The sequence below is a fragment of the Loktanella sp. M215 genome, from assembly GCF_021735925.1.
Classification (GTDB): domain Bacteria; phylum Pseudomonadota; class Alphaproteobacteria; order Rhodobacterales; family Rhodobacteraceae; genus Loktanella.
Genome location: NZ_WMEA01000004.1, coordinates 22,668 through 36,054, shown reverse-complemented (window position 1 = coordinate 36,054; position 13,387 = coordinate 22,668). Strand labels below are relative to the sequence as shown.

Annotated in this window: 9 protein-coding genes; 7 read left to right on the top strand and 2 right to left on the bottom strand. The window is 57.7% G+C overall.

The features are described from left to right. Positions 1-41: 41 nt before the first annotated feature. From GLR48_RS20130 to GLR48_RS20115, 4 genes are all read left to right on the top strand, one after another. Positions 42-962, top strand: a complete 921-nt coding sequence (locus GLR48_RS20130) for an ArdC family protein (protein ID WP_237064756.1) — start codon at positions 42-44, stop codon at positions 960-962. A 1,265-nt stretch (positions 963-2,227) separates the two neighbouring features. Beyond that, complete coding sequence (locus GLR48_RS20125; RefSeq protein ID WP_237064748.1) at positions 2,228-3,445, top strand: AAA family ATPase; 1,218 nt, start codon at positions 2,228-2,230, stop codon at positions 3,443-3,445. Then, complete coding sequence (locus tag GLR48_RS20120) at positions 3,445-4,404, top strand: ParB/RepB/Spo0J family partition protein (RefSeq protein WP_237064745.1); 960 nt, start codon at positions 3,445-3,447, stop codon at positions 4,402-4,404. The genes GLR48_RS20125 and GLR48_RS20120 overlap by 1 nt, the downstream gene beginning before the upstream one ends. A gap of 225 nt (positions 4,405-4,629) precedes the next feature. Next, positions 4,630-5,814 carry a helix-turn-helix domain-containing protein gene (locus GLR48_RS20115; RefSeq protein ID WP_336886660.1) on the top strand — a complete coding sequence of 395 codons (1,185 nt, stop codon included), beginning with the start codon at positions 4,630-4,632 and terminating at the stop codon, positions 5,812-5,814. 775 nt (positions 5,815-6,589) lie between these two features. Here GLR48_RS20115 and GLR48_RS20110 read toward each other — a convergent pair. Then, complete coding sequence (locus GLR48_RS20110; RefSeq protein ID WP_237064739.1) at positions 6,590-7,075, bottom strand: hypothetical protein; 486 nt, start codon at positions 7,073-7,075, stop codon at positions 6,590-6,592. Beyond that, positions 7,075-7,776 (bottom strand): ParA family protein, encoded by a 702-nt coding sequence (locus tag GLR48_RS20105; RefSeq protein ID WP_237064737.1) that lies wholly within the window; start codon positions 7,774-7,776, stop codon positions 7,075-7,077. Before GLR48_RS20105 ends, GLR48_RS20110 begins: the two co-directional genes overlap by 1 nt. 668 nt (positions 7,777-8,444) lie before the next feature. Between GLR48_RS20105 and GLR48_RS20100 the strand changes: the two genes are divergently transcribed. From GLR48_RS20100 to GLR48_RS20090, 3 genes are read left to right on the top strand one after another with little or no spacing between them, the layout of a single operon-like run. Beyond that, positions 8,445-8,993, top strand: coding sequence for a hypothetical protein (locus tag GLR48_RS20100; protein ID WP_237064735.1), 549 nt, complete (start codon positions 8,445-8,447; stop codon positions 8,991-8,993). Next, a complete protein-coding gene (locus tag GLR48_RS20095; protein WP_237064733.1) occupies positions 8,990-11,368 on the top strand; it encodes a relaxase/mobilization nuclease domain-containing protein in 2,379 nt (792 codons plus the stop codon). Before GLR48_RS20100 ends, GLR48_RS20095 begins: the two co-directional genes overlap by 4 nt. Continuing rightward, complete coding sequence (locus GLR48_RS20090; RefSeq protein ID WP_237064724.1) at positions 11,365-13,380, top strand: type IV secretory system conjugative DNA transfer family protein; 2,016 nt, start codon at positions 11,365-11,367, stop codon at positions 13,378-13,380. Before GLR48_RS20095 ends, GLR48_RS20090 begins: the two co-directional genes overlap by 4 nt. The last annotated feature ends 7 nt before the right edge of the window (positions 13,381-13,387 follow it).

Sequence of the window (13,387 nt, the reverse complement as noted above, 5' to 3'; positions counted from 1 at the left end):
ACCAGACCGGACACGTGGCACCACCGCAAAGGATCGAGAAAATGGCTAAAGAGCGTTTGGACATTCGCCAGCATGTCACCGACACAATCATCGCACAGATCGAGGCAGGCACCCCGCCTTGGCGCAAGCCGTGGACAGGTGGCGCGGTTGGCGCTTGCCTGCCCGTCCGTCACAATGGCGAAGCCTATCGCGGCATCAACGTCCTGATGTTGTGGGCTGTCGCATCCGAGCGCGGCTATGCGTCCGAACGCTGGATGACATTCAATCAGGCGCAGCAGCTTGGCGGCATCGTCAAGAAGGGCGAGAAATGCGCCCGCAGCGTTTTCTATGGCACCTTCGAGCAGAAGGACGACGGACAGAGCGACGGCGGCACCGAAGGCGCAAGCAAGGCCCGGATCGGCTTTGCAAAGGCGAACAACGTCTTTAACGCGGATCAGATCGAGGGTTTGCCCGCTGAATACTATGTCCAGCCCGATCCCGCCCGCGACCTTGGCACCGAGGCCGACCCGGCGCTTGAGGCATTTTTCGGCAGCATCGGGGCCGATATTGTCAGCACCACAGACCCCCGCGCTTACTATCGCCCCGCGACGGATCAGGTTCACATGCCGCCCGTTGGCACTTTCACCAATGCCGCCCGCTACTATGGCGTTCTGGCACATGAAATCACGCACTGGACTGGCGCGGAAAAGCGGCTGGACCGGATCAAGAAGTTTGGCAACAAGGCGGCTTATGCGTTCGAGGAGCTTGTGGCCGAGATTGGCGCTTGCCTGTTGGCCGTGCGCCTTGGCGTTGAGCCGGAATTTGACCAAAGCGCAGCCTACATCGAGGGCTGGCTTGAAGCGCTGAAATCCGACAAAGGGCTGATTTTCAAAGCCGCAGCCGAGGCACAAAAGGCCGTGGATTTTGTGCTGGCAGCAGCCGACGCCGAGACCACCACAGAGGAAGACCGCGCCGCCGCCTGACCTTATCCTGACAGTCTGCACCATCTTGAACCCCGGCCTAAATAGTCGGGGTTTTTTGTTGCCTGCGTTGCAAGAGGTGACGCGACAGGGCGACGAGCTGCGCTCGCCCCCCTGCCCCGCCTTTTTTCTAGCGGGTTCCCCGCTGAAAAAAGACAGCCTGACGGCCAGGAACTTCGGCCCGGCGTCAGGCCAAGTTGGATCACTTCAACGCGATATTACAAGGAGACAGCATTGCAAGGGGTTCGTCATGGTCCGTCATGAACAGTCTCAACAAAGTGAAGGGCATAGCAACACTGCGGGGCTGATTGAGTTCACATGAGCGGCGTCTGCCGCATTTGAACCTCAGGCGAGGTACTCTGCGTTTCAATGGCCAACGATTTCGTTTCGGAATCATCAGTTCCAATAAGGTTGTGATCATAGCAGCTGCTCGCAAGCTCGTCACAATCGCGAACGCGCTTTGCAAATCTTGTCTGACATGGACCAGTCAGGCCGCCTGAGAAATACATTGCGACGGCCTGAGGCGATTCAGGATTCCTATTGTAAATCTGGATTTCGCCTTACGACCTGAATGACCTGTCCCGTTACAGCCCTGCATTGCAGGTCTTTTTTTACTGAATTTCGGCCGTTGCAGCGGCACAGGATGGGCAGCGAACCGAGGGATATCTCATCCCGCTGTTTGCTGGTCATCGAGAACCGAGATGGACAGTAATCCAGGCGTGTGCCTGGCACCCGTTGGAAACGGGCTGGGCGCTTCGGCGCTGGGGATCGACACCTCCGCTGTCCGCGACAGGGCCCGGCACACCTGTGTCCCTCGCGGACATAACCAGGAATGCTACGGCCCTCGTTTCATCGACTGCGTCCAACCAACGCGGAAGAGGACTGCGGGCGTCCCTGCAGCCCCGTCAAAAGCGGGTGCGTGCCCGAGAGCGCATGGGGATCGACGCCTCCGTCTTCCGCCAAAGCCCTCCTATCTTCCGGGAATCACGGGCACGTGAAATAGGCGTGAGAGACCGAGGTCCGATATCGCATGATGGATTTACGGGACGGGTCAGCATATCGGTGGGCGGTGGATAATTATTTTTGATGCCACGATCATGCCCACGTTTTCTGACAAATTATTGTTTATCATAGCAAAAATAAGGGTATGCGCACTCATCAACGCAGTGGCTCCTCACGCACCTTGCATGAACCCGTCAGCTTTCTGTAGATTATTGGCATTTACTGATGTAAGGCTGAAAAAAACATAATAACGCGCAGGTGGCAGGATGACGCAGATAGTGGGTTCGGAGGCCCTGGATGCCTTCAGTGTAGCACTCGATCAGGCATTGAGACAGCAGTCTGCACGGCTGCACGCTCCAAATTCCCGTAAATCAGACGGCGGCCTGCGGAGATTCACCATCCGCGAGATGGCCGACATCACCTTCCGCATGAACTACAATACGCTGCGGCATCACCTTAAGAACGTGCCCGATCTGCCTGAAGGCATCATGGAGCCCGGCAACCGCCGCACATTCAGCCTAGACGAAATCATCGATATTCAGAACAAGCTTTACGTGGCCGGCAAGATTTCCGTGGACATGTTCCCGGGCAAGATCGACGGAGAGGTTACCACTAAGTTATTGATATATAACTTGAAAGGCGGCGTTTCCAAGACGACTGCGGCCGTCAATCTCGGACAGTTTCTGGCTCTCAGGGGCTTCAAGGTCCTCATGGTCGATCTGGACCCGCAGGCAAGCTGTTCGGATCTTTTCGACATTCAGGCCGACCTCGATGATTTGCCGTCAATCTACGACGTCCTGCGCTACGATGAAGAAGGACAAGACAGCACCCGCATCGGAATAGCCGATGCGATCCAGCCCACGTATTTCCCCAACATCGACATCATCCCGGGATCGATCGCGCTCACGGAGTTCGAGTATGAGACTGCATCGGCGGCAGCCCGCGGCGTCCCCTTCTATACCCGCATCTCGGACGCGCTGAGCCTGGTTGAGGACACCTACGATGTCATCCTGTTCGACACGCCGCCTCACATGTCCTTCTGTGTCATCGCGGCTCTCTACGCCTCCAATGCGATGCTGGTCCCCCTCTCGGCCGGCATGCTCGACGTCGTCAGCCTCGTTAAGTTCCTCGAGCTGGCCTCGAGCACGCTGGCGAGCATCGAGGGCGTGGATCCCAATAAGCGGTTCCACTTCATCCGGATCTTGCTCACGCGATATTCAGCGCATGACCCTGCGCAGCTGCAACTGAGTTCCTTCCTGCGCAACACGCTGGGACCAGCGATGCTGAAGACGGACTTTCTCGCCTCGACAGCGATCGCAGACGCCGGCAACACGATGAATCCGCTACTCGAGGTCGATCCGTCGACCTTCACCCGCAAGACCTACGACCGTGTCCTGGAAAGTCTTCACGGAATTGCGGTCGAGATCGAGGAAGAGATCATGCGAAGCCGCGGTCGGATCCATGCCAGCGCAGAGGTGGCATGATGGCGCGCAACGTTTTTGAGCACGGACCGACGGACGATCCGAACGCGACGACGGAGGCACAGCCACTGACTCCCCGGCGCAAACCCCTCGTCAAGGGTGGCGCGGCAAGTCCGAAATACATCAGCGCCGCCACACAAGGAGGGGCGGACCGCACCTACCAGGAAATTCCGGTCGACCAGATACGGGAGAGCGCGGTCATGGATCGCATCGACGTCAATGAGGACCTCGATGCCCTGGTGGAAAGTATCCGCGAGAACGGGCAGCAGATTCCGATCCTGGTGCGCATTTTTTCCGGAGGTGACAAGCCCTTCGAGATCGTCGTCGGCAGGCGCCGGCTTGCGGCGCATCGCCAGCTCGGCAAACACCAGATCAAGGCCTTTGTCGCCCGGATGGACGATCGGGAAGCCTTCATTGCGCAGGGCATCGAGAACACGGCCCGCCTCGAGACGAGCTATATTGAACGCGCCCGGGCCGCCGCACAGGCTCTGGATGTCGGTTTCGATCAGAAGGACGTGGCCGAGTTCCTCAACATCTCGCGCACGCTGATCAATTTCATGGTCGGCACTTACCGATCAGTCGGCGAAGACCTGGTCACTGCAATCGGTCCTGCCCGCGGTATCGGACGGCGAAAATGGGATGCGTTGGTCAAGCTGATGGACCAGAACGACCTCAGCCCGGAACGCGCCGTGAAGCTCGTAGACCGTGATATCGCGGACAGCTCCACACGCTTCGAGACCTTCGTGATGGCGGTGCAAGCAGCACGCAAGACGGCGAAACAATCACCTACGCCAAAGACCGGGATTCATCGGGAATTCCTTTCCGGCGGCGTGTCGACCGTGCGGAAGTCTCGGCAACTCGTGATCAAGACGCGCAAGGACATGCCGCAAGAAATTCTCGTCAGGATCGAACAGGAAATCGAAACCATTCTCTCAGAATTTCAGAAAAACGTCCGAGGATGATTTCCTAAGACACTGATAAATAATACACATTTCGATTTACCGCGGTAAATCGAGACCATCGAGCAACAGCAGCAACAGGAGCAGACCAAGGCATAAAAAACCCCCCCGAAGATCACTCTTCGGAAGGGCTTCGTAGTTCTCTTTGCACAGACTGCTTAGCGCTTATCCGAATCGTTTTCAACACCGGTTTTCGGTGAACGGGTAAATTCTGCCTTCTGAAAACATATGAACAAACTTATGTCCGCGGTATCACCGTGCCGGGAGGCTGATGACGCTTGCCCGACACACAGCAAACCTGTCCAGTCATTGGATCGATGGGAGCTGCTGACACTTGTCACGGCCATGCGCCGTGAAATTGGTCTCACTGATCGCGATGTCATGGTCCTTCGCGCCCATCTTACTGTCTTGCCTCAGGGCCCACTGATCGCATCGGGAATGAATGTCTCGTTCATGAACGTGACCGAAATTCTGCAGAGAGCCTGCGGCATGGATGCGCGACGGTTTCGCCGAGGTGAGGCGCGACTGGAGGAGGTCGGTCTGATCCGACGCCACCTGAGTGCAAATGGGCGGCGGTTTCCTGAACGAGACCGCACGGGTCAAATCGTGCAGGCCTACGGAATCGACCTGGCTCCGATCTTCGAACTATATCCGCGGTTATTGGTCCTGCAGGAAACGGTGACTGCGGAAAACCTCGCCCTGCGCCAGCGCAAGAATGCGCTCAGCGCCCGTCTCCAAGAGGCCTTGCGCCAACTCGCATCGTCGGGTCGTTTCCTTCCCGACTGGGCTGATGCGTTGCGCACGTCCGTCCGCAATGCCCTGCGTCGCACCGGCACGACGCAGGAAGATCTTGACGCACTCGCCGTCGACATCGCCCAAATTACGGCTGAAGCAGACATGCATCTCCCGGAGAACGCTGCCGTGAGAGATGTCATTGCCCCCTGCCCTGCCCGGCTGGTTGAGCCGACGGATAAGGCTATCGCGCAGGACATATATACCCCGGATGCCGGACAGATTGTCCGGCACATAGAGTCGAAACCCAAAGATCTAAAAAAAGAAAGCACATCTTTCGATCTTCGTAAAATACACTTGGCTTGGGCGCAGGCCGTAACCTTGCGGGAGTTCTATCCAGACCCCCCATCCACCGAACGAGATTTGTCAGCGGTGCTAATTCAATTTTCATCTTTTATCGGACTGGGACAGACCGCCATGCTCAAGGCCATAAGTATACTGGGCTGGGACAGCACAATCCTGGTGGTCGATTACCTGGCGAGCAGGACGGCCGATATCGTTAAGCCCGAGGGATACCTCACATCCATGCTGAGAAGCTATGCCTCTGGTCAGCCCATCGCCTCAGGGCGCGTGATACCGCGGGGTGAGCGTAAGGCAGAAGAGCGATCGGCAGTGCAATGAGGGTGCCACCCCAGCCTTAACGCCATGTCACCCATCAAAATATGGCCGGCGCTATAGCGGCGATCGCGTCGCCATATTCAGTGCCCCGACGCTCATCTGAAGGCTGGCCGTGAAGCATGCAAATCCTCAGTTGTCGTCGCCGTTTAGACTCCACCTTCTCCGACAAGCCGTGCCGCCGCACGCTCATTCTCTGCGGTTTAGGTGCTTTTCAAGTCATCCAGCGTGACGACCTTGAGCACAAGAACGGTCTTCAGTCATTTTGGACGCCGGCCCTAGCCCGCGCTCAATGCGTCGTTCTCGGTCTTGAAAAGGACCCGGTTCCTTGCGGATGTCGCGGCCTGGCCCGGGCAGCCCTCCACGTGATAGATCTTCAAATTTTTGTTGCCGAACACCAGAGGGATGATATCCGCGTCCGATGTTCCGCCGGATGTGGCCCGCGGGCTCACGGTGCCTTCGTAGAACGGCGGCAGCTAGATCAGCAGCGCGTCCAGATCGATTTCGATCCAGACGCGTGCGTGAACCTTTCATACCTCCTCCGCAGTCCTCGCACGGTATACGCCTCTAGTGCCGGAAGTGACCGAAAGGGGGGCGGTAGTCGCGGAGAAGCCGGACCAGGATTGATCTGGCAGCTTGGGGCGATATCCGCGTGGCTTAGGAGCAAAGCCTCTGGATTGCGCACACCAAAAGAATGGGTAATTGCAGCCGCTGCCGCTGTCGCTGCCGCTGTCGCCCAGCCGAAAACCATACCTGTCGGACGACCATGAAACGACTCGGTCTATTGAAGTTCGTTGGTCTTGCGAAAGATTTCCGCCAGTTCTTCGTCATGGTCACGCAGGAATTCACGCAGCAAAATCCCGGGGCTTGCGAACTTTTGAGCATCGGGGCTCAGACTTAATAATTTTTCGCGTATGGCGAGCGCGAGGTCGCTCGAATGAGCCACGGTCACCCGCAGTTGCTTGAGGTCTGCGGCAACCGCGGCTGGCTCAGGCTTGCGAGCCGGGGTCTGCGCAGTGGGTGTTGGAGCGAAGTTCATTGTTTCTTCCGAAGACTGTCGTTCCGCAGGTGCTGCCTTTGACGCGTGATCGGACTTTGTGTGAGCCGGAGGCGCTTTGCTTAGTGCCGGCGTCGGCTCTGATTGTGACGTGTCAGCTTCGGTTTGACCGAGGCCGTTAGCCTTCGCTGTCGTGGCAATGGAAGCCCGGTCGCGGTCAGTGAGCCCCGGAACAGGCATCTTTTGGCGGGGCTTGCGTTCAACGGCCATCAAAATTCTCCCGTGATAAGCGCTGCCAGTTCGTCTGCAGCCTTCTGTATTTTCTTGATCGCCTCAAAACTTCGACCGTCAGATTTTGCAGCAGCGATTGCTTCGTCGCTGGTCATATCGTCGCCAATAAACGATTTGATCGCGCTTGAGCGATGCAGCCCTTTGATCGCGCCGTAATGACTATGAATGAGTTCTTCGTAAGCAAGCATCTGGGCATTCGGGAACTGACCCTCCTTTTGATAAATGACAGTCAAAAGGTCGTTGGGGTCGGTCTCATGATCGCCCGTCGCTTCGAGAGCAATTTTGAAGTAGGCCAATGTTTTTTCGACGCCGGTCACTTCGTTTTTTTCGGGGCCGCAGGGCGAGAATACGCGGTCGCAGATCGCAAGAGCTGCCATTTGCCTGGCATCTTCACCGCCTTTCGTATCGATAATGACCCAGTCAGTGTCATCCTGAAGCCGGTCCAGCATCGTGTTGTAGCACTCCGCCACTGTCGCGTCGTGCGGTATATCAAACGCGATGATATCGATGCCTTCGTTGCGTGCGCAAACAGGGATCGCCCAGTTCGTGACACTGGCCTGATTGTCGAAATCAATGAGCTGGACGGTCTGACCACTCCGAAAGAAGCTGTCCGCGACGACGGCTGCTGTCGTGGACTTGCCAACGCCACCTTTGGTTGAAGCGAAAGTAATGATCTTCATTCTGCTGTCCTGAGTGTTGGGGCCGATGCATGGCTTGAAGCCTCCGGAGTCCTAGGCGACTGCCTACAGCCTGCGACCTGAAACCTATAACCCGCCACCGCTAGGTTTTAGCCTATTACCTGCGATCTATTGGATGCAACCTGCGGCGTATCACCTCAAACCTCAATCCCGTGGCCTGAAACTTTTCACCTATATCGTCGAGCCTGCGACTTACCGGCTAAAACCTGCGGCCTGCCACCTTCTGCCCAAGCCTTGTGCCGCACGAATAGACTTGGTTCTCGTAGCAATTCTAGGCGCACAGGCGCACCGGCATATCGAGCTCATCGGGATCGCGCAGGGAGGTGTGGATCGAAACGTCGTTTGCGCTCGCTGAGGAGCCGTGAGGAACGCGAGCGGGGCAGGGGGGGGCGGTGGGGCAAGGTCCGACTTCGCAATGAGAGGTCGGTGCTGGGGCCTCTGTGGAAATTTTCGCCCCTGCGGGGCGGTCACTCCATCGGAGTTCGGTCGCTACCTCGGTGGGCGCTCCGTCGCGCCCCTGCGGGTCGCTCAAGTGGACTAACATTATAGATATGTACCAAACTACTCGTTGTGGTGATTTATCTATAATGTTAGGGAAGAGGTAGCAGGATATGTCGCTTGCAAGACAGTTTCGTTTTAGGGCTTTCGATATGCCGAAATCGTTCAAGACCACGGACAAGATCGCGGCCTCGCTTATGCTCCTGGAGGGCGCTGCCCCGAAGACGGTTGCGGCAAAATTTGGCGTCCACATTTCCACGATCTACGCTTTGCGAAAGGATCGGGGTCACGGCCATACCAAGCCGGATCGCGCCTCCCACAACATCACATTCCGCCTGTCCGACGTCGAATTGCGGGCGTTGGACGTCTTCATTGTGGATGCGGGATTGCCGTCGCGAACCGCCGCCTTGCGGTCACTGGTGCGCTCCGCGACGGGTTTCCTGGAGCTGCGTCGCGATGAACTGCTCGATCTGACCGAGGCGAGACGCGAGTTGCGGGCACAGGGTCGTAACCTCAATCAGCTGACCTACGCGATGAACAGGTCGGCATTGCGGGGTGGGGCCAGGCTATCGCCAGAGGATAAGCAGTTTCTGGCGACGGTTCGGCATACTTTTACCGTCGTCGACAGGCTGATTTCTGACGGTTTCAGCGAGGTGCGACAGCAGGGCCGGAACGCATTGCACGCGGGAGATCGCCTGTGAGCGGCGGGTTCTACGATGATATCATGATCCGGGCGCGGCGCAGCGCGGGCCATACATCCGTTGGCGGTGCGAAGTCGCGCGGCAATCGTATCTGGAAAAGCCTGACCTCGACCGGCAGCGCCTTCGTCAAGCGCATTCCCGGCGCCGGCGTTCAGCATCAAAAGCAACTGGCAGGACAGCTGGCCTATGTGAACGGCAAGGCCAAGGGCATCTTCGGCTTCGCCCCCGGCGTTAGCATCGACAAGGACGCTTTTGACCAGGCTGACCTCGATCAGATGATCGGTGCATGGGCGCAAGACTGGAAGGGTAGGCCCCGCAACGGACATACGAGCCACATGGTGCTGTCGTTCCCAGACGACGTGTCCCAGGACGCCGCCTTCGTGATTGCGCAACAGTGGTGCGCCGAAATGTTCGAGGATCAGACGCATATCGCGGATACCTGGGAATACGTGGCCGTCCTGCACACGGACACCGCCAATCCTCACGTTCATGTCGTTCTGAATAATCGGGGCGAACATGGGACGTGGTTTTCCATCTCATCAGAAGGGATTTTCAATCCCCAGATGATGCGGGATCGCATGACCGACATTGCAGACAACTACGGCCTGCGGCTTGAAAGCCTGACACGTGCCGACCGGGGCCTTTATGGCGCACCGATCACGAGTGCCGCGGTCTTTGCCGCCCGCGAAGGCCGCACGCTCGCAACCCCCGAAGTTAAAAGCAGTCTGACCTCTGAATGGCGCAGGCAGGATATGCGGGAGACCGCAGAGCTTTACACCACCTTGGCAGAATTTGCCGAGACCATCGGCGCACCGATGATTGCGAAGCGTGCGTATATTTCAGCAGCAGCCCTTTTCGCAGGCAATGAAGTCCCGAAAGGACAGATGATGGACATTGACCTTGATGTAACCGCAGACCGCGAGGACATACGCACATCTTTGATTGGCTGGGCCGAGCAGAACAAAGACGCCATTGACGCTTTGCCAGAAAGCCGTCGGGCGTCGGTCATGTCCAAGATCGACACCGCTTTGAACATCATCGAAACGGACGTGACCCCGGACCTGACGGACGACACGATCTGGCCTGCTTTCAAGGAAACGCCGTCGTCGTATCTCGTTCCTGACACCGGCGCTTTGGAGGCCCGCGCGGCCCTCTATGTCAAAGAGGAAAACGCCGATCTGCTACAAGAGTTCGTCAATGAAAACGTGCTGGATTCCTACCTTGTGACCGGCGACGTGCCTGACCGCTTCAAGGCTGTGATGCCCGCCGTGGCTAACGCTTATGCGGAAATGCACAACCACAGGCTCGAAGAGATCCCGAAGGAGATGAAAGCCTACGTCCAGAAAGGGGTCGAGATGGGCCTGGACCGCGCCACCATGCAAGAGCGACTTATCAATGCGATTGGTGATCCGGTCGAAAACGCCCGCATAGAGCGAGGCGACATTGCCGCGATTGCCGCCGCGATGCCGACGCCGCCCCGCGACGTGAAGGCTTTTGAAGATGCGTCCCGCCGTATTGAAGAAGCGACTACTCTTATCCTGGAGGATGGAGTTTCGACCCCGCTTGATCGTTTTGAGGGGATGCAGATCGCACTCTCTCAGGCGGAAACCGCAAAAGGTCGGCCCGACAAAGAACGTGCGCTCGATCAGCTTGGAAACGAGTTGATCGACCTTGCGACGGCAAAGCAGCGCAGCGATCTGACGAAAGAACAGGAGCAGGCTTACGATGCTGTTGCGCCGGAGATTTTCGCACGGCACGGCAAAGACATTAAAGCCGCAATGATGGCCGTTGCGACCAACGATCTTGATTCAGCTGAAAATGATCGGCAGGTATTGCGGCCTGATCTGACGCGCGAGCAGAATGAAGCGATGATACGCCAGGAGGCCGCAGGCCGCGTCTTGCAGCTGGAAAGCAAGTTTGGCGCGAAGGCCGTCGAGTCGCGGGCGGTATCAGAGAACTACGAAGCCGCAGCCGATCGTTACCGCGACTGGCAACTGGATCTTGGCAAGGTCGAAGAGAGGATCATCGCAGACAGCAAGGTCTATGATCGTGACGGCGTTGCCCGCGTTATGCAGGACATTGCCAACACCGCTGCAACGACGGGACGCGCCGATCTGGCGGACAGTGCCGCGGGCCGACAAATGCTGACAGCATTCGTCGCGTTAGAGGGCAGGGGGGCCATGCAGGAAATAGCATCCGGCAACATGGATGCACTTGCCGAATACGTCGATACGCCCGCCAACCAGCGACTTGCGGCGAGGGAACTTTTGAAAAGCGCAAAGTCTGTCGATGTGGGCCTGGAGCTGGACGAGATTGAAACTGGTCTTGAGGCCGTTGATCCGAACTATTCGCGCTCGCGGGGGATTTCGATATGAAAATGACCGTCGCCTGTCTGATCGCAGTTATCTGCGGCCTTGTCGCAGGGTCCGGTATTTCCAGCGTCTATCTGACTGTCGCCCTCGGGCGCGACCTTCTGGCAACCGACCTCATGTTGCACACCAAGACGCTGATGGCCCGCATGTTGATTCAACAGCCATACCTGACCGGCCATCTGATCGTCATTTCAGCCGTCGCATTTTTTCTGCTTATCGCGTTTGTAACCGTCGCCCAGGATCGCCTTGTCAACTACGGCGACAGACGGTTTCAGTCCAAGTCGAGCGTCCGCAGGAATCGGATGCTGAACGAGCCGGGCGCAGGGTTTGTCCTCGGTGAGCATGTCGCCCCACCAGCACAGCACCCGGATCGACCGATCAACATCAAAGCCAACAACACTGACCCCGAAAAGAACAAGTCTCTGAACACCCGCCGCGTCCGCTACATCGCGGCACTCTATAGCACCGTCAGCAACATCCTGTTGGTCGCGCCGACGCGGAGCGGTAAAGGCGTGGGTTTCGTCATCCCGAACGCGCTGACCTTCCCCGGCTCTATGGTCGCGCTGGACGTGAAAGGCGAGCTGTGGGTCGAGACGTCAAGAGCGCGTGCACAACTTGGCGACAAAGTTTTCCGGTTCGCGCCGTTCGACTTCAAGCACCCGACACACAACTACAATCCCCTGGCCGGTGTCGCTGATATTGAAAACATGGAGGAGCTATGGACGGCGATTGGTCGGGTCGCGCATCTTTTTCTGCAGTCAGATGGCAATCAGGATTGGCTGGATGGTTCGATCCTGCTGTTCATCTCCGCCGGCATCCTTGCCGTCCAACGTGGCAACGCGACGATGGGAGAAATCTACCGGATCATTTTTGGGACGGGCGAGGGGGCCGATATTGGCAAGTCCTCCGCCGAGCGCCTGCTGGAAGCGGCAAAGGAATGCCAGTATCCGCCCGCGGCACGCCAACTCAACTACACGGCATCGCTGGACGCAAAAATCTCGCAGAGCTTTATCTCTATCCTGAGCACAGCGGGCCTGTCGCAGTGGGCGAACCCCAAGGTGGAGCGCGTCACACGCACAAGCGACTTTGACTTCAGACAAATGCGTCGCACGCCAATGTCGATCTATCTTGAAGTGCTGTCCGACGACGTTCAGGACCTGAATTCCCTGATCCGGCTTTTCTTTGCAGACCTTATTTCATTCCTGCGGTCGTCAAAGCCGGAGGCCGACGAGCCCTTTCCAGTGTTCATCTTGTTGGACGAGTTTGACCAGTTGGGCCATATGCCCCTTGTCGTCCAGGCGATGAAGCAAACGGCCGGTCACGGTGGACGGTTCGCAATCGTTACCCAGTCCGTTCCCGGCCTTCTGTCCGTTCCGTACACCCCGGAGGAAGTGCAGGCGATTGAAAGCGCCTGTCAGGTCAAACTCTATCTTGCGCCCAAGGAAGACCGCACGGCCAGCGAGATTGAAACCCTGCTCGGGGATCGGACGGGATCAACCAAGAACCGTCAGAAAGAGGTCAAGACTGTCGGCTTCGGCGGCGGCGGTGTCACGACCGGCACGGAAAAGCGCCCGCTGCTGACCAAGCAGGAAATCCGGCAGATGGACCCCAACAAGATTCTGATTGTTCCCGATAGCCAGAACCCAATTTTGGGCGACCGCATCAAATACTATGAGTCCAGGCAGATCCGAGCGATCTACGAAGCTCAGGATAAGACCGTCTATCCCTACCCCGACGCCGACGATCCGAAGCACCGTGCCATGACCATGACGGAGGTTCGGGCCCGCGCGACGCAGGCCACGGAGGCGCAGAAGGTTGAGATTGAACACCGCGACGAGAACATGACGAAGGCGCGTGAACCGAAAACAACCGTGCCACAAAGGCGGCGTGAAAAGGCCCCCGCAAAAGCAAAGCCAAAAGGAAAGCTAGGGCCAGCAGCGCAAGCTGCGTTGGTTGATACAATGAACAGCGCCCAAAATCAGTTGAGACAAGAAGGCGGCCCGAAGGCCGCCTGATCCGCCA

Excerpts from the sequence above, each read along its gene's own strand:
- GLR48_RS20130 (WP_237064756.1), top strand. The coding sequence starts at position 42 with ATGGCTAAAGAGCGTTTGGACATTCGCCAGCATGTCACCGACACAATC.
- GLR48_RS20125 (WP_237064748.1), top strand. The coding sequence starts at position 2,228 with ATGACGCAGATAGTGGGTTCGGAGGCCCTGGATGCCTTCAGTGTAGCA.
- GLR48_RS20120 (WP_237064745.1), top strand. The coding sequence starts at position 3,445 with ATGGCGCGCAACGTTTTTGAGCACGGACCGACGGACGATCCGAACGCG.
- GLR48_RS20115 (WP_336886660.1), top strand. The coding sequence starts at position 4,630 with ATGAACAAACTTATGTCCGCGGTATCACCGTGCCGGGAGGCTGATGAC.
- GLR48_RS20110 (WP_237064739.1), bottom strand. The coding sequence starts at position 7,075 with ATGGCCGTTGAACGCAAGCCCCGCCAAAAGATGCCTGTTCCGGGGCTC.
- GLR48_RS20105 (WP_237064737.1), bottom strand. The coding sequence starts at position 7,776 with ATGAAGATCATTACTTTCGCTTCAACCAAAGGTGGCGTTGGCAAGTCC.
- GLR48_RS20100 (WP_237064735.1), top strand. The coding sequence starts at position 8,445 with ATGCCGAAATCGTTCAAGACCACGGACAAGATCGCGGCCTCGCTTATG.
- GLR48_RS20090 (WP_237064724.1), top strand. The coding sequence starts at position 11,365 with ATGAAAATGACCGTCGCCTGTCTGATCGCAGTTATCTGCGGCCTTGTC.